Source organism: Pelodictyon luteolum DSM 273 (assembly GCF_000012485.1).
GTDB classification, from domain to species: domain Bacteria; phylum Bacteroidota; class Chlorobiia; order Chlorobiales; family Chlorobiaceae; genus Chlorobium; species Chlorobium luteolum.
In genome coordinates, this window is sequence record NC_007512.1 from 1091994 (window position 1) to 1107363 (window position 15370).

General features: G+C 57.1%; 15 protein-coding genes, 1 tRNA gene and 2 pseudogenes. 14 read left to right on the plus strand and 4 right to left on the minus strand.

Features of this window, described 5'->3' with window-relative positions; genetic code table 11:
- Nucleotides 1-27: 27 nt before the first annotated feature.
- From rpsP to PLUT_RS05080, 6 genes and pseudogenes are all read left to right on the plus strand, one after another.
- Nucleotides 28-411: pseudogene (rpsP, locus tag PLUT_RS05055) on the plus strand (30S ribosomal protein S16); the annotation flags it as partial.
- A gap of 229 nt (nucleotides 412-640) precedes the next feature.
- Complete coding sequence (gene rimM, locus PLUT_RS05060) at nucleotides 641-1144, plus strand: ribosome maturation factor RimM (RefSeq protein WP_011357703.1); 504 nt, start codon at nucleotides 641-643, stop codon at nucleotides 1142-1144.
- Between the two features lie 70 nt (nucleotides 1145-1214).
- Entirely contained in the window at nucleotides 1215-1913 is a 699-nt protein-coding gene (gene trmD, locus PLUT_RS05065) for a tRNA (guanosine(37)-N1)-methyltransferase TrmD (RefSeq protein WP_011357704.1), read from the plus strand.
- 37 nt (nucleotides 1914-1950) lie between these two features.
- The gene (rplS, locus tag PLUT_RS05070; RefSeq protein ID WP_011357705.1) at nucleotides 1951-2313 is read left to right on the plus strand and encodes a 50S ribosomal protein L19; all 363 of its coding nucleotides are present in this window, start codon (nucleotides 1951-1953) and stop codon (nucleotides 2311-2313) included.
- A gap of 103 nt (nucleotides 2314-2416) precedes the next feature.
- Entirely contained in the window at nucleotides 2417-3253 is an 837-nt protein-coding gene (locus tag PLUT_RS05075; protein ID WP_011357706.1) for an MBL fold metallo-hydrolase, read from the plus strand.
- Nucleotides 3250-4107, plus strand: coding sequence for an iron-sulfur cluster assembly protein HesB (locus PLUT_RS05080; RefSeq protein WP_011357707.1), 858 nt, complete (start codon nucleotides 3250-3252; stop codon nucleotides 4105-4107). The genes PLUT_RS05075 and PLUT_RS05080 overlap by 4 nt, the downstream gene beginning before the upstream one ends.
- 42 nt (nucleotides 4108-4149) lie before the next feature.
- On the opposite strand, the gene PLUT_RS05085 is transcribed toward PLUT_RS05080, so the two are convergent.
- Nucleotides 4150-5982: an AMP-dependent synthetase/ligase gene (locus PLUT_RS05085; protein WP_011357708.1), complete on the minus strand. Its 1833-nt coding sequence runs from the start codon at nucleotides 5980-5982 to the stop codon at nucleotides 4150-4152.
- A gap of 312 nt (nucleotides 5983-6294) precedes the next feature.
- On the opposite strand from PLUT_RS05085, the gene PLUT_RS05090 reads away from it, so the two are divergent.
- From PLUT_RS05090 to PLUT_RS05110, 5 genes are read left to right on the plus strand one after another with little or no spacing between them, the layout of a single operon-like run.
- The gene (locus tag PLUT_RS05090; protein WP_011357709.1) at nucleotides 6295-7377 is read left to right on the plus strand and encodes a lysylphosphatidylglycerol synthase transmembrane domain-containing protein; all 1083 of its coding nucleotides are present in this window, start codon (nucleotides 6295-6297) and stop codon (nucleotides 7375-7377) included.
- A complete protein-coding gene (locus PLUT_RS05095) occupies nucleotides 7374-8342 on the plus strand; it encodes a hypothetical protein (protein ID WP_011357710.1) in 969 nt (322 codons plus the stop codon). Before PLUT_RS05090 ends, PLUT_RS05095 begins: the two co-directional genes overlap by 4 nt.
- A 17-nt stretch (nucleotides 8343-8359) precedes the next feature.
- Nucleotides 8360-9067, plus strand: a complete 708-nt coding sequence (locus PLUT_RS05100) for a cytidylyltransferase domain-containing protein (RefSeq protein ID WP_011357711.1) — start codon at nucleotides 8360-8362, stop codon at nucleotides 9065-9067.
- A gap of 19 nt (nucleotides 9068-9086) precedes the next feature.
- The gene (locus tag PLUT_RS05105) at nucleotides 9087-10217 is read left to right on the plus strand and encodes an iron-containing alcohol dehydrogenase (RefSeq protein WP_011357712.1); all 1131 of its coding nucleotides are present in this window, start codon (nucleotides 9087-9089) and stop codon (nucleotides 10215-10217) included.
- 39 nt (nucleotides 10218-10256) lie between these two features.
- Nucleotides 10257-11414, plus strand: coding sequence for a DegT/DnrJ/EryC1/StrS family aminotransferase (locus PLUT_RS05110; protein ID WP_011357713.1), 1158 nt, complete (start codon nucleotides 10257-10259; stop codon nucleotides 11412-11414).
- A gap of 299 nt (nucleotides 11415-11713) precedes the next feature.
- On the opposite strand, the gene PLUT_RS05115 is transcribed toward PLUT_RS05110, so the two are convergent.
- Both PLUT_RS05115 and PLUT_RS12160 read right to left on the minus strand, forming a co-directional pair.
- Nucleotides 11714-12340, minus strand: coding sequence for an acyloxyacyl hydrolase (locus PLUT_RS05115; RefSeq protein WP_011357714.1), 627 nt, complete (start codon nucleotides 12338-12340; stop codon nucleotides 11714-11716).
- 125 nt (nucleotides 12341-12465) lie between these two features.
- Nucleotides 12466-12636 carry a phage integrase central domain-containing protein gene (locus PLUT_RS12160; protein WP_420825879.1) on the minus strand — a complete coding sequence of 57 codons (171 nt, stop codon included), beginning with the start codon at nucleotides 12634-12636 and terminating at the stop codon, nucleotides 12466-12468.
- Between PLUT_RS12160 and PLUT_RS12165 the strand changes: the two are divergent.
- Nucleotides 12635-13027, plus strand: a pseudogene (locus PLUT_RS12165) (transcriptional regulator); the annotation flags it as partial. The gene PLUT_RS12160 and the pseudogene PLUT_RS12165 overlap by 2 nt on opposite strands.
- Before the next feature lie 425 nt (nucleotides 13028-13452).
- Complete coding sequence (locus PLUT_RS11480; protein ID WP_238974639.1) at nucleotides 13453-13683, plus strand: type II toxin-antitoxin system RelE/ParE family toxin; 231 nt, start codon at nucleotides 13453-13455, stop codon at nucleotides 13681-13683.
- A 288-nt stretch (nucleotides 13684-13971) separates the two neighbouring features.
- Here the strand turns inward: PLUT_RS11480 and PLUT_RS05125 are convergent.
- Nucleotides 13972-14045 (minus strand) — tRNA-Cys (locus PLUT_RS05125).
- 382 nt (nucleotides 14046-14427) lie between these two features.
- On the opposite strand from PLUT_RS05125, the gene PLUT_RS05130 reads away from it, so the two are divergent.
- Nucleotides 14428-15369 carry a hypothetical protein gene (locus tag PLUT_RS05130; RefSeq protein ID WP_011357717.1) on the plus strand — a complete coding sequence of 314 codons (942 nt, stop codon included), beginning with the start codon at nucleotides 14428-14430 and terminating at the stop codon, nucleotides 15367-15369.
- The last annotated feature ends 1 nt before the right edge of the window (nucleotide 15370 follow it).

Consider the following 15370-nt stretch of genomic DNA (forward strand, 5'->3'; position numbering starts at 1 on the left):
TAACATAACATTAAATCAATACTAGCTTTGGTAAAGATCAGACTGAGAAGAGCGGGAAGAAAAAAACTGCCGGTATACCAGATTGTAGCGGCTGATGCACGCGCACCGAGGGACGGCAAGTTTCTTGAGGTAGTCGGGCACTACCAGCCTACCGCCAAGCCCCATGTCGTTACCCTCGACCGTGAGCGTGTGGCCTACTGGATGCAGACCGGCGCACAGCCGACATCAACCGTCCGCAGCCTTATCCAGAAGACCGGCCTTCTCTATGAGCTGAGGCTCAAGAAGCTCGGCCGCAGCGAGGCAGAGGTTGCTGAGGAAATGGAAAAGTGGCAGGAGAAGCAGGCTGAAAGGCGTCAGAAAAGGCTCAACGTCAAATCGCGACGCCGCCAGCTGAAGAAAGAGGCCGCTGCAAAGCCGGCCGTGGCTGAAGAGGTTGCAGCACCTGTTGCCGCCGCACCCGTGGCTGAAGCTCCAGTCGCTGAGGTTGAGGTCGTCATTGCTCCCGAGGTCCAGGTCGAGGCAGCCGTCGAAGCAGTTCCTGAAGCCCCTGTGGCTGCAGCTGAGCCGGCTCCCGAGGTAAAGGCAGAAGAGAAGGAAGAGGGCGGGGAAGCCTGATCGGCTCCCCCCTTCGCTGACCGTGATGGAACTCTGGCTCACCGGTATCGTTCTCAAGCCGAGAGGGTTGAAGGGCGAAGTCAAGGTGAAGCCTGTGACCGACTATCCCGAGAAGTTTCTTTCCCGGAAATCGTATTGGGTGGGCGGCTCCCCCGGGGATGCCGTCCCCCTTGCGGTCAAGCACGCTTCGCTCGCCGGTGGTTTTGCCTGGCTGTTCCTTGAGGGAGTAGACAGTCGCGAAAAAGCCGAGGCTCTTGCCGGCCGGCAGCTGTTTATTGAAGCTTCGGAAGCGGAGCCCCGCAAGGATGACCGCGCCTGGCTGCATGAACTCGAGGGCATGAAGGTACTCGGAGCAGGCAGAAAGGAGGTCGGTGTCCTCAAAGAGGTGCTTTCGATGCCCGCCCATGAGGTTTACGAGATCATTTCAGGCGGACGATCGGTGCTGGTGCCGGCCATTGAAGAATTTGTTGAGGAAATCAGCCTTGAAGGTCGCTATATTCACGTGCCCCGATTTGATGAGTTTCTCTGAACCGGTTTGATCCGGGCAATGAACGGCAATGAACGGGAGTAAACGTCATTGATCGAGAGATGATGGAAAGATGATGGATGGAATCAGGATCGATGTGCTATCCGTCATACCGGGTTTTTTTGACTCAGTGCTCGACAACGGGCTGCTGGCCATTGCCCGGAAAAAAGGATATGCCGATATTGTCGTGCACAACCTGCACGATTACGGTCTCGGCCGGTACCGCCAGGTTGATGACTCGCCCTTCGGCGGCGGCGCCGGAATGGTGCTCAGGCCGGAACCGGTTTTTGCCTGTGTGGAAAAGCTCCAGAGTGAACGATGCTACGACGCGGTGATCTTTCCGACCCCCGACGCCCGGCCGTTCCTTCAGGGTGATGCCAACCGGCTCTCGAGGATGAAGAACCTGATGTTCCTCTGCGGCCACTACAAGGCCCTTGACGAACGGGTTCGTCAGTCGCTGGTCACCATGGAGTACTCCATCGGAGACGTGGTTCTTTCAGGCGGGGAGATTCCCTCCCTCCTCATGATGGATGCCCTGTTGCGCGTGGTTCCCGGGGTACTTGGAGACAGCGAATCGGCACTGACTGATTCCTTCCAGACCGGGATGCTTGACTGTGCGTATTATACCAGGCCCCCGGAATTCAGGGGGATGAAGGTTCCGGAAGTACTGCTTTCGGGCCATCATGCCAAGATAGAGCAGTGGAGGCAGGAAAATGCGCTGGAGAGGACGCGCCGTCTGCGGCCCGACCTTCTCGGCGAGGATGTTGAATGATTTTACAGTGCAACTTAAATAACAAACAGTAGTCGAAATGGACCAGTTAATTCAGTTAGTCGAAGCAACCCAGCCCGGCGTCGAATGCCCCGCCCTCAATCCCGGTGATACCGTCAGGATCCAGCTGCGTGTCATCGAAGGCGAAAAAGAGCGTCTTCAGGCGTTCGAAGGCGTCGTCATCAGCGACAGGGGTGCCGGTGCGTCCAAGACCATCACCGTCCGCAAGATTTCGCACGGCGTCGGTGTCGAGAGGATCATCCCGGTCAACTCGCCCAATATTGAAAGCGTGACCGTTCTCAAGCACGGCAAGGCCCGTCGTTCCAAGCTGTTCTACCTCCGCAAGCGTACCGGCAAGGCCGCGCTGAAGGTCAAGGAGCGCAAGGTCTCCGAACAGGCCTGATTCTGTTGACGTTCCGGCAGGGCACTCTGTCCTGCCGGACTTCGATGCCCCATTTCTATTGATGCCAGTGATCTGACGTCTACTCCCACTGAGCCGTTTTTTCATGAAGATCGGTCCCTACACGCTTACAGCCCTCCGTGTCCAGCAGTTTTCTCTTGACGGGGGAGCTATGTTCGGCGTTGTCCCGAAGTCATTCTGGGAACAGGCTGCACCGGCCGATGCATTGAACCGCGTCCGGCTGTCCGCTGCACTGCTCCTCATTTCCGGACCCGGCCGCAACATCCTTGTCGATACCGGCATGGGCAGCGCCTGGCCTGAAAAGCTTCGCTCCATCTATGCTGTTTCGCCCTTCCTGCTTGATGAGGAGCTGGCTCGTACGGGGCTCTCCCGTACCGACATCACCGATGTCATTCTTACCCATCTGCATTTCGACCACATCGCCGGGGCTTTTCGTTCCTGTGGTGAGAATCTGGTTCCTCTCTTTCCAGATGCCCGGTTCCATATCCAGGAGGAAAACCTCCGCACCGCACGGAACCCGAACCGCAAGGAACGGGCCAGCTATGAGCCGCGTTTCGTCGATGCGTTCCAGCAGCACTGCAGAATCAATCTCCTCGATGGTGCTCAGGAGCTTTTTGAGGGCATCAGCCTCATTCCCTCACATGGCCATACCCGGGGCCAGCAGCTTGTGAAGGTTTCTGGAAGTGAGGGCACGCTGGTGCACTGTGCAGACCTTGTACCCTCTGCCGCACATATCCCCCTTCCGTGGGTGACCGGCTACGATATCCATCCTCTTGTCGTTCTCGAGGAAAAGGAGGCACTGCTTGAAGAAGCCGTTGAGGGAGGATGGACGCTCTGTTTCGGGCACGACCCCTTTCATGATGCCGCAACCCTCTGCCGCACCGGGAAGGGGATTGCGGCGGAGTGCTTCGTCACACTGTGAACCTCACCATCTCCACTTCTGCACCATCATTGCCCTGTAAGGAGCAGGTCCGCCTCTTTCAGGAGCACATCTTTTCGTTCTACCAGCTCCATCGGCGCTCGTTTCCCTGGCGCAGCGCCCTGTCCAGGTACGCTGTGATGGTGAGTGAGGTGATGCTGCAGCAGACCCAGGCGGAACGGGTGGTGCCGAAGTACCTGGAGTGGATGCGGCGTTTTCCTGACCCCGGGACCCTCGCTGTGGCTCCGCTCCGCGATGTGCTTGAGCTCTGGAGCGGGTTAGGGTACAATTCCCGGGCGCTACGTCTCCAGGAGTGCGCCCGGCTGGTGGTCGCGATGTATCAGGGCGAGCTCCCCGCCACTCCCCGGGAGCTGAAAGCCCTTCCGGGAATCGGGGAGTACAGCTGCCGCTCCATTCCCGCCTTTGCCGATAATCTTAACGTTGCGGCTGTCGATACCAATATCCGCAGGATCCTCATCCATGAGTTCTCCCTTCCCGAAGAGAGCCCGCAGCGGGTGCTGCAGGCGTTCGCCGATCTTGTACTGCCGGAAGGCCGGAGCCGCGACTGGCATAACGCGCTGATGGACTACGGTGCCCTTCAGCTTACCTCAAAGCGAACCGGCATCCGGGCCCGTTCACGCCAGTCAAAGTTCGAGGGGTCGCGGAGGTGGTACAGGGGCAGGGTGCTGCAGGAACTCCTGCGTGAGGAAGCGGTGCCGCTTGAGGTGCTGGAGTCGAAGTACCGGGAGTGCCCCGGGGGAATCAGCTCGGTTGTCGATGACCTTTTGCGGGATAATATGGTTGAATTCGTCGGGGGGGGTGCTGCAGGGGGAGTGCTGTTGCGGATACGTGAGTGAGTGCCGGGGGAAGGATATCTTTCCCCCGGCCCCAATGCCGGCCTACTCGGTGTTGTAGACCATGTTCAGTTCCTTGTAGATGGCGTCGATCTCTTTTTCATACAGTTCGAGTATGGTTTTGCGCTTCACCTTCAGGGTCGGCGTCATCAGGCCGTTTTCTATGGTGAAGGGCTCTTTTGCCAGAATGAAGCGACGCACCTTTTCGTGGGTGGCGAGCTGGCGGGAGATGCTGCGCAGGAGTTTTTCATAGATCTGTACGATCTCCTTGTGTGCACAGAGCCCGGCATCGTCCGGAGCCGTGATGCCTGCCGATGCTGCGAATTCCCTGAGTTTCTGGAAATCGGGGACGATGAGGGCAATGAGGAACGGGCGTTTTTCGCCGACCACCATCACCTGGTCTACATAAGGATTTTCGGCAATCAGGTTTTCGATCGGCATCGGGGCGATGTTCTTGCCTCCGGAGGTGACGATGATGTGCTTTTTCCGGTCGGTGATCTTGAGGTAGCCGTCACCGTCGATTTCTCCGATGTCACCGCTGTGGAACCATCCGTCCCGAATCACCTCCGCGGTCGCCTCACGGTCCTGCCAGTATCCCTTCATGATGTTGGGCCCCCTGAACAGGACCTCTCCGTCTTCGGCGATCTTCATCTCGACGTTGGCCACTGTCGGCCCCACGGTGCCGAATTTCACCTTTTCGGGCCGGTTGACATTGGTGATGGGCGAGGTCTCGGTCAGGCCGAACCCTTCGAGGATCGTGATGCCGAGAGCCTGGAAGAACTCGCCGGTTTTCTGCGGCAGGGCAGCGCCGCCGGACACGAAGTAGCGCAGCCGGCCGCCGAATCGTTTCTTGACCTTCTGGTAGACCAGTTTTCCAGCCACCGCATGCTGCAGGGTGAGGAGGGGTGAGGCACTGCCTTTTTTCTCAATGCTGCGGTGGTAGTGTTCTCCCCTCGAGACCGCCCAGTTGAAGATTTTCTGCTTCAGGGGGCTTTCCGTTGAGATCTGCTTCTGCATGTTCGTCCTGATCCGGTCGAACAGCCTCGGAACGGTGAATATGATCGTGGGGCGTGCCTCGGTGATGTTCAGCGACACGGTCTCGATGCTTTCGGCGAGGTAGATCGATGCACCGCAGGCAAAGAGCAGGTAGTAGCCCCCGGTCCGTTCATAGGCATGGGAGAGCGGGAGGAAGGAGAGGCTGCAGTCGGTTTCGTCGATGCGGATGATTTCTGCGGCCGATTTGACGTTTTCGCAGAGGTTGCGGTGTGTGAGCATGACCCCCTTGGGCAGGCCGGTGGTTCCGGATGTGTAGATGATGGTGGCGACGTCGTCAGGGTCGACTTTCGTGCCATCAAGCATCCAGGGCTTGTCAAGCAGCAGCTGCGTACCGGCAGCCTTGGCATTGTTGAGGTCGATGACGTCCTCGACCGGTTCTTCCAGCCGGTTCATGACGATGAGCTGCGTCAGGTCGGGGAGGTTCTGCCAGATGGAGAGGATCTTGCCGAGCTGTAGCATGTTGGAGACGATGACGGCCCGTACACCGGCATCCTTCAGGATGTATTCTATCTGGTTTGGCGGCAGTGAGGGGTAGAGGGGTACGTCGATCGCACCGAGGCTGAGGACCGCCATGTCGGCGAGGTACCATCCGGGGCGGTTTTCCGACAGGATGGCCACCCGGTCTCCGGCGGCCGTGCCGTTTTCTTTCAGATATGCCGAAAAACGCCGGACATCTTCATGGAAGTCATCGTAGGAGATGGGCTCGTAGGCGCTCTGGAGCTTGTGGGCAAATGGAAACCTTGCAGGCTGGCCGCGGTAGTGACTGAATACCGAAGCAAAGAGTTCCGGCAGGGTCTGGAAGTCGGGATTGATGAGGCCCATCAGCGTATGAGGTTAACTTACGGGGGTAGCCATAGGGGATAACAGCGGGCCGTCCAGCACTGCAGGAGCCCTTCCCGGCCGGGACAATAAACAAATATGTAACAATACCTCGCTTCAATTCAAAATGGGCGGGGGACAATTGTGATCTGTGAAGGGTTCCTGCAGTGTTGCAGTGAACAGCCCGCTCTCAAAAAGAAATTCGGCAAAATCTTGCCGATCTGTCGTAATGCCGTTATTTTGCCCTGCATCTCCCTCTGCGCCGGGGGTCTGTTCCGCCGGCACCGGGGTTTCAACCCAAGTTCCCTGAATCCTATGCAGAAAGGCAAGCGGTCTGTTTCCAAATGGACGGGATACGTTGGCCTCGGCGCCGGTCTCGCTCTCATTGTTCTTCTGTTCCGTACCATCGACCTGCAGCGTTCGATCGAACTCATCAGCTCGATCGGTTTCAGCTCGGTCTTCATCCTCCTGCCTTTTTTTGCCCTTCATTTCTTTGAAACGCTTGCATGGGTGGACGTCTTTCCTCCCGGTACCAAAGGGATACGGTTCTGGCGGCTCATGAAGATCCAGGTGATTGCAGAAACGGTTTCCATGACCCTGCCTGCAGGTGTTGCGGTGGGCGAGCCCCTGAGGCCCTATCTCTGCCACCGCCAGATGGGTATCGACACGCCGGTTGCGGTCGCTGCGGTTGCCGTGCGCAAACTGCTGCTCGGCGCCATGCAGGGCGTCTATACGGTCATCGGGGCCCTTGCGGGGTTCATGCTTCTGCAGCAGGTATCACAGGACCTTACCGGGTTCGGGGGCCTCGGCTACCTTATGCTGGCCGTCGGCACCGGGGTGTTTCTCATGTTCATGATCTTTCTCCTGCTGATCCTCAACGGCAATTCCGCTACGGCACTGCACCGTATGCTGATGCTTGTGCCGTTCGAGCGGGCAAGGGCGTGGCTGCTTCTGCGGGAATCGGGTTTCCAGGATACCGACCTGCATCTGCGCAGCTTCAGCAGCTCCTCACCCCTCCGCCTCCTTAAGGCGACCTTCTGGTACCTTCTCGGCTGGGCAATGCTTGCCTTTGAAAGCTACATCATCCTTCGCCTGCTCGGCGTCGCAATTTCTTTTCCCCAGGTACTTGCCATCGACACGACGCTCGTCATGCTCCGGGCCGTGTTTTTTTTCATCCCTTCGGGACTCGGCGTCCAGGATCTCGGGTATCTGGCATTCTTTCAGGCAATCGGCATTCCGGACGCCATGGCATATGGCGGGGCGTTCATCCTCCTCAGGCGATTCAAGGAGGTGATCTGGTACTCTTCAGGCTATCTCTTGATGTTTCTCTCGGGGGTGCATATCTCTGATGCAGGGCGTATCGAAGGTCCAGCGCGTGTGAAGGGGGAGCAGCCATGAAGAAGCGTGCGCTTTTCATCTGCGGTTCGATGAACCAGACCACCCAGATGCACCAGATAGCCGAGAAGCTGCCTGAGTTCGATCGCTGGTTCTCCCCGTTTTATTCCGACGGCATCCTCGGGGCCGCGGCAGATGCGGGGCTCCTCGAGTTCACCATCATGGGACACAGCCGCAGGGAACGGGCAGTGAACTACCTGTTGGCAAACGAACTGCAGATTGATGCCGGGGGCGTCCTTCACGACTATGATCTCGTCGTCACCTGTACGGATCTCATCGTTCCCCGCAACATCCGCACACGCCGCATCGTACTCGTGCAGGAAGGGATGACGGAGCCCGAGACCGTCCTGTTTCATCTCGCCCGGAATTTCCGGTGGATCCCGCGCTGGATCGCCGGTACGGCGACAACGGGTCTGTCGGGCGCCTACAGCAGGTTCTGCGTTGCCAGCGAGGGGTACCGGGACCTGTTCATCCGCAAAGGTGTCGATCCCGCAAAGATGGTGGTGACGAGCATGCCGAACTTCGACGACTGCCGTCGGTACCTCGAAAATGATTTCGAGCACCACGGCTACGTGCTCGCCTGCACCTCCGACAACCGCGAGACCTTCATCTACGAAAACCGGCGCCGGCATATCGAGCGCTGCCTTGAACTGGCCGGTGGAGGACAGCTCATCTTCAAGCTGCACCCCAACGAATATGCCCGGCGCGCCACCGCTGAAATAGAGCGCTACGCTCCCGGGTGCCTCGTCTACAGCGAAGGGCGGACCGAAGAGATGATTGCCAATGCACGGATGTTGATTGCGCAGTTTTCATCCACTATCTTTGTGGGTTCAGCACTCAAGAAGGAGGTGCATTGCGGACTTTCTTCCGAAGAACTCAAACGGCTCACGCCGGAGCAGAACCGTTCTGCAGCCCGGAGGATAGCCGATGTCTGCCGTCTTGTAGCCGACGGAAATCCCGACCAGTAAACACCGGACCCTACACCATGCACACTGTTGCCGTCATCCCGGCAAGGGGTGGCTCCAAAGGCCTGCCCGGTAAGAACATCCACCCTGTGGCGGGCCGCCCTCTCCTCGCCTGGAGCATCATGCAGGCCCGCTCTGCCCATTCTGTCGAGAGGGTCGTTGTGTCGACCGATGACGGGGCTATCGCCGATGTTGCCCTTCGGTACGGGGCCGAAGTGGTCCGGCGCCCCCCCGAGCTGTCGGGCGATACCGCCACCTCTGAATCCGCCATCCTCCACACCCTCGACACCCTTGCCGCCGGCGGTGCCCCGGATCCCGACGCCGTGGTGTTTCTTCAGGCGACCTCTCCGCTCCGGAAGCCCGATGATATCGACCTGGCAGTGGAGCGCTTCATGACGGAGAAAGCCGATTCCCTCATTTCCCTCACGCGTGCAGACGACCTGACCATCTGGGAGGAGGCAGAAACCGGCTGGCAGAGCGTCAACTTCGACTGGCGGAACCGCGGCATGCGCCAGGACCGTCCGGCGCAGTACATCGAGAATGGCTCCATCTACATATTCAGCCCCCGTATTCTCAGGGAGACCGGCAATCGCATCGGCGGAAAGCTTGCGGCCTACCCGATGGAGTTCTGGCAGACCTGGGAGATCGACACCGTCGAAGAAATAGCCTTAATTGAATTCTTTCTGAAGAGCAAAGGGCTTGCGGCCCCACAGCCCGTCAACCCTTAACCACCAACCCGAATAACCCATGCAATTCTTTCTTTCCACGGACATCACCATCGGGGTGCATGAAGCGCTCTCGATCCATCCGCACCTGGCATCTTTGCGGGTTTCACGTCCAGGCATCATCCATGATGCCGCCATTGCCGATTCCCCCTATTTCAGGGACGTATTGAAGAACCTCACGGCAGCCAGTCCCGGGGCCGTCGTCTACTGCAACGACTTCAAGGGTGAGCCGACCTACCGCCATCTTGAGGATGTCGCCGGTTTTTTCCGCCCGAAAGCGATTGACTCCGTCATCGCCATCGGCGGCGGCAGCACCATGGACCTTGGCAAGGGCATCGCCCTTCTCATGACAAACGAGGTGCCGGCTCTTTCCCTGAAAGGGTTCCCGGCCGATGTCCTTGACCCGCTTCCGCTCATCACCGTGCCCTCCCTTCTCGGCAGCGGTGCGGAGGTCAGCTACAATGCCGTCTTCATCGACGAGGACGCCGGGCGCAAGCTCGGCATCAACAGCCGGAAGAACTTCCCGAAAAAGTGCGTCATCGACCCCCAGCTCTCCATGACTGCGCCGACGGAGAGCGTCATCGCCTCGGCGATGGACAGCCTGGTGCACTGTGTCGACAGCTTCGGTTCCGTGAAGCATACCCCGCTGAGCAGGATTTTCTCCATAGAAGGGTTCCGCCGCACCTTCTATGCTCTGGTGCAGGACCAGCTCGACCGGGCAGAGTCGAGAATCGACCTTGCCATCGGCAGCGTCTGCGGTACGGCTGCGCTCATGAACTCCGGAGACGGCCCGACCAACGGCTTTGCATACTACCTCGGTGTCCGGCACCGGGTGCCGCACGGCCTTGCCGGCGCAATCTTCCTCAAGGAGGTCATGCGCTACAACCATCTGCAGGGATATGATAAATACGCAATGCTGAACCCCACCGGAGCCTGCAGCACTCAGAGTGACGCCACCGCAGAGCTTCTTGCCGAGATGGACACCATCTATCGTCGTTACCGTATTGCGAACCTGGTGCCATACGGCTACGGCAGCGGCAACGCTGCTGAGTTTGCCCGCGAAGCTTCGGGTGCCCTGCAGGGGTCGTTTTCCGGCAACCCTGTTCCATTTGACGGCGCTGCTGCTGAGGCGGTGGTCCGCAATCTGGTCTGAATCGAACATCATCAACATAACAATCAACCACATACCATTATGGCTGGCGCAGAACTGATCGGCCGCGAAGAACTCGCTGAAATACAGGAGCTGTTCAACAAAGAGAAGGTGAACCTCTACCGCTACGGCGGGGGCAATTACAAGGCACGGGAGTTTGAGGAGAAATTCGCGGCATGGATGGGGGTGAAATACGCCCACGCCGTGTCGTCGGGAACGGCGGCCATCCACTGCGCGCTTGCCGGTTCCGGCATCGGACCGGGAGACGAGGTGATCACGACAGCATGGACCTTCATCGCCCCCATCGAAGCAATCAGCGCCCTCGGTGCTGTTCCTGTCCCCGTTGAGCTTGATGAAACCTACCACCTCGATCCTCTTGAGGTTGAAAAGGCCATAACCCCGAAAACAAAGGCGGTTGTTGCCGTTCCCATGTGGGCATCGCCGAAGATGGATGAGCTTGCCGAGATCTGCCGACGTCACAACCTGACGCTTGTCGAGGATGCCGCACAGGCGCTCGGGGCTACCTACAAAGGCAGGAAGCTCGGCACCATTGGCCGTGTCGGTTCGTTCTCGTTCGATGCAGGCAAGACGCTGCATACCGGAGAGGGCGGCATCATCATCACCAACGATCGTGACATCTACGACCGTGCAGCAGAGTTTTCCGACCACGGACACATGCACCTCGAGGGCCTGCCGCGCGGCAAGGATCCACGCCGGGCTAAAGGGCTCAACCTGCGCCTGAGTGAAGTGACCGCCGCCATCGGTCTCGGCCAGCTTTCCAAAATCGACTTCATCCTCCGGAAAGCCAAAGAGAACAAGAAACAGATCAAGGACGCCATCCGGCACCTCCCGAACATCACCCTCCGTCCGTTTGCCGACGAGGATGGTTCTCAGGGCGATACCCTGATCTTCCGGGTCCGCGACCGTGAGGCGGCTCTCGGCTTCGAAGCGCATCTTATGGGGAAAGGATTCGGCACGAAAATCCTGCCCGAAGCCCTTGACTGGCACTTCGCCGGTGTCTGGGACCACCTTCTGAAGGCCTATGACCGTTACAGCGACAAAGACCTTGAGTCGCTCTGGCCGAAAACCGGCGCAATGCTCCGCAGCAGCATCTGCCTGAACATTCCGGTCCTCATGGATGATGACACGATAGCGCGGTTGAGCGCTGCCATCATTGCAGCGGCTGAAGAGATGGGATAGCAGGGGAGGGTATGCTGGATGGTCCGCATGAAAGCGGGTATAAAGAACAACAGCCTGTCGTTACGGACAGGCTGTTGTGTTGTTGGACACTGCCATTACCCATCCTCTGCCAGACACCCACCCCGGCAGAGGGGGGGGCGCTTCAGACCTGGCATCCGCTTCGTGAAGCACTGCTTATCCAGGGAACCATGACCCTGGAGGCCGGCATCTGTGGTCACATTCATTTTCCGGGCTGTTCGATCGGCGGCTTTCTCTTCTGCCAGTGTACGTTCTGTCGGGCGAAAAACGTTGAATGGTACTCAATAGTACCATGCCACTCCGGCCACGATGGCTGAGGATTCGATGCCGGCGTTCGCCCGGTCGGCGATATTGCCGTGCGAGAGATGTCTGAACCGGTAGCCGGTAAAGATTGCCATATCAGGTGATACGCGGTACTGGAGCCCTGCGCCTGCATGCGTGAGGAAGTTGAACCCCGAATGGCCCTGCTCCAGCGTGTCTATGCTGAGGTACATAGGCGCAATACCTGTTTCGGTATAGATCTCTATGGAGCGGTTCAGGGTATGCAGGTATCGCAGGCCGAGTCCGCAACCCGTTTCGACGCCGGTTTCCGGGTCCATGATGGTGTTGACGAATGGTTCTAGGGTAAACTGCAGCGAACTGCTGTTCCCCTTGATGCCGAAGAGCGGGTTCATGTTGAACCCGATTCTGACGAAAGCCGGGATAGCGGTGAGGCCATCGTGTGTTTCTTTCAGCGATCCCCACATGTAGCCGCTCCCGATGGCCAGTTCGGTGCGGTAGCTTCCGGGTGCTGTGTCCCTGTTTTCGTCTTGTTCGGATTCTGCGGCATTGCCTGTAACGGGAAGCAAGAGCCATACGGCCAGAAAGATGGCAAGAAGCCTGCTGCAGGGGTTAGTGTTCAGCTGCATGGTGAATGGTTGTTTTCGTGTGCAAATGGAGGCCTGTTGTGGTCGGTTCTCCAATTAATTGCTGCAACTTCAGTGCCACAGTGAAAGGCGTGGCAGGCTGCATCGGGGTATCGGCACGTCGGAAATCAAGGATGTGCTGTTTCTTTGTGTCCCTTAGCCTCAATCTGGCGAAGGGCTTCGATGATATCGTGAGCAGTTGCTTCTGCAATGGGGCGAGATCCGGGGAGCGGGAGGATATATCGCTTCATGCGGGAATGAATCATACGGGCGTGGCCTTTGGAGCAGTCCGTAGCGATGCCCGACTATGACTTGCGCGAACCAACGGCAGTCAAGATGACGGTATACGGAAGCGTCGTGGACCCTGCATACAGCAGAATGCTGATTCAGAAAACCGACTTGCCGCTCGATGAAATTCTTGCCTTGGACCGTGTCCGGAAAAAGTTGCCGCTTGCTGATGATGTGATTAAACGCTTGCGACGCGATGGCCTCATTGAAGGGCGCAAACCAAATCTCTTTGTGTCCGCTTCTCTAGCAACCGTAACTGCCCGCAAAGCTGAATACATCAGGGCAAGAGCGCAGGATGACGACTATTATTGCAAACTCATTACCGATTATCTGAAGAAGTTCGGCGGAGCGTCACGGAAGGAAATCGACAGACCTCTTGTTGCCAAATTAAGTGAAGCTCTGGGTGGGCCAAAGTCAGGGGGAGTGAGTCGAGATGGCGGAGTTTTTCTTTGCGTGGGGTTGTTATGGGTTGCAATAAGTATTACTTTTTGTCTAAAAGGAGAGTGGGTTATGTCACAGACAAGAGGCGTCAAACTAGACGACACCATACAGCAACGGCTTACTGCGCTGGCTCGTATCCGCGACAGGTCGCCGCACTGGCTGATGTGCAAAGCAATCGAAACATTCCTTGAGCGCGAAGAAAAGTATGAGCGCGAAAAACGCGAGGATATGGAGCGTTGGGAGCGTTATCAATTAACCGGCGAGGCGGTGTCCCATGAGAAAGCTGCTGAATGGCTTGAAAATCTGGCGCAGGGGAAGGTGATCTCTTGCCCCAAATAAAATGGCTTCCAGAGGCATTAGCCGATGTTGAGCGGCTGTATGTATTCTTGTACGAGAAAAGCCCTCTTGCGGCAGCCCGAGCAGCAAAGTCCATTCTGGACGGAGCGGGAATATTGACCTCAATGCCAGACATTGGACGTCCGATGGAAGACGACACTGGCAGGCGGGAATGGGTCGTGTCCTTTGGCGCCGGGGCTTTTGTCCTTCGCTATATGCGGAGTGAAAACGATACGGTTGTCATTATTCGGGTCTGGCACAGCAAAGGAAATAGAACATAGGGCACTGTGCGGATTTGAGAAAAGAGATGGCAGGCGGGCAAAGTTTTCGACATCACTGATTGCACCGAAAAGACGCGGCGGGCGGACAGTGGAGCGGTGTGTCCGGGCATCGTAGGTATATTTTGTGCGGCCGACTAAGGTGGTGAGCTTGAGATATACCATAAAAATATACCTATACGACAGACAATCCAAGCAAATCAGGGCAACCTTATGAGGACTCAGAAACAGCAAAACCCCTGATTTTACAGGGGTTTTGAAGGCTTGAGGCTTCTCTATGTAAACCTCTCCTGGAGGCGAAGAGCGGACTCGAACCGCTGTACGAGGTTTTGCAGACCTCTGCCTAGCCACTCGGCCACTTCGCCGGAAAAGGAGAGAATAGGTAACAAAAATTATGCTTTAATGCAAATTTATAAACGTTCATACCGCAAACAACGCCCCTCTTCTGCTCTGCATCTGATACTGCTGCATTTCTGACACTACTGCTCCTTTTTAGATCATTGACCGAAACAATCGGAATTTTCGATTTCATGGCTTTTATGGGAGTATTTCCCGATATCCCTGAAATCCCGCCATTCCAATTTCAGATAACTGCAATATCTATAAGCGAATAGCACATCCGTTGCTGTTGAATTCTATTGCTGGCATGAATATTGCTTAAACAGAGGCGTAGGGTACTGGGCTGATTCTGGCGGTTTCACTGCCCGGAATTCTGCTCGCCTGTCAAAGAATTAAACGCAACGTCTTATGCTACATCGCAAGCACATGAACGCTCTGGCTGCAGGATTGCTTTTTGCCGCTGGAACATCTTTCCAGTGTGATTCCGCTATCGGGGCCGACAGGTATCAGAAACCGGCTGACGAAATATGCGTCGAGGGCGGCATTGAGTCCTATTACACGCAATACAATTTCAACAGGACCCGTGAGGAGGGCACTATCCCGGATGGCAGCGGGTACTATCTCTTTTCGCTTCCTCTTACCCTCGAAGCGCGTCACTACCTCAGTGATGCCATCTACCTTGCTCCCTACGCCAGGGCGAGCATAACCTATGATTTTGCTGACAAGCCGCTGAACAGGAGTTACTGGAACAATAATCAGGTCTTTGCCGGCAGCTTGAAGCTCACGACCCAGCATTCATTCATGAACAGGTCGGATGAGTATGTCGGCGGCATCAGTGCCTCGCTGTTTTCGCAATACGAGGTGATGACTTCATCCTTCGACCGGTCGAAAGATCGGGTTCCCGCCGGTATAGAGCGCCAGAACGTCAAGAGCGGCCTCTCCTTCTGGTTTTCAACCCAGAAACCGCTTAACCCGAAATTCCGGGTCTGGACGGAAAGCTGGGGTGAGCTGGCATGGCATACTGCGGCCTTCAGTGATGAGGGAGAGGACGATTTTCTGATTGGATCCCTCTCATCGAAGATCGGCACCGGCGTCAATATCGCCCATGCTTCCTTTGAACCCTATGTCACGGTCGACCTGGTAAATGATTTCCTGGACAGGGATTGGAACAGGGCTTCCTGGTTCAACAACGTGCAGTACGGACCCGGTGCAAGGCTGGTGCTTGACCATTACCTGCCGGGAAATGTCTCGATCTATATGGAGTACCTGTTCGTCAGCTACTTTGACACCCCGCAGGATCAGGACCATGACATCAAGGCCGGGATTTCCTGCTGGATTCCGATTTTCTGAA

Bases quoted from the DNA above. Each gene is read 5' to 3' on its own strand.
- rimM (WP_011357703.1), top strand. From the start codon at position 641: ATGGAACTCTGGCTCACCGGTATCGTTCTCAAGCCGAGAGGGTTGAAG.
- trmD (WP_011357704.1), top strand. From the start codon at position 1,215: ATGATGGATGGAATCAGGATCGATGTGCTATCCGTCATACCGGGTTTT.
- rplS (WP_011357705.1), top strand. From the start codon at position 1,951: ATGGACCAGTTAATTCAGTTAGTCGAAGCAACCCAGCCCGGCGTCGAA.
- PLUT_RS05075 (WP_011357706.1), top strand. From the start codon at position 2,417: ATGAAGATCGGTCCCTACACGCTTACAGCCCTCCGTGTCCAGCAGTTT.
- PLUT_RS05085 (WP_011357708.1), bottom strand. From the start codon at position 5,982: ATGGGCCTCATCAATCCCGACTTCCAGACCCTGCCGGAACTCTTTGCT.
- PLUT_RS05090 (WP_011357709.1), top strand. From the start codon at position 6,295: ATGCAGAAAGGCAAGCGGTCTGTTTCCAAATGGACGGGATACGTTGGC.
- PLUT_RS05095 (WP_011357710.1), top strand. From the start codon at position 7,374: ATGAAGAAGCGTGCGCTTTTCATCTGCGGTTCGATGAACCAGACCACC.
- PLUT_RS05100 (WP_011357711.1), top strand. From the start codon at position 8,360: ATGCACACTGTTGCCGTCATCCCGGCAAGGGGTGGCTCCAAAGGCCTG.
- PLUT_RS05105 (WP_011357712.1), top strand. From the start codon at position 9,087: ATGCAATTCTTTCTTTCCACGGACATCACCATCGGGGTGCATGAAGCG.
- PLUT_RS05110 (WP_011357713.1), top strand. From the start codon at position 10,257: ATGGCTGGCGCAGAACTGATCGGCCGCGAAGAACTCGCTGAAATACAG.
- PLUT_RS05115 (WP_011357714.1), bottom strand. From the start codon at position 12,340: ATGCAGCTGAACACTAACCCCTGCAGCAGGCTTCTTGCCATCTTTCTG.
- PLUT_RS05130 (WP_011357717.1), top strand. From the start codon at position 14,428: ATGCTACATCGCAAGCACATGAACGCTCTGGCTGCAGGATTGCTTTTT.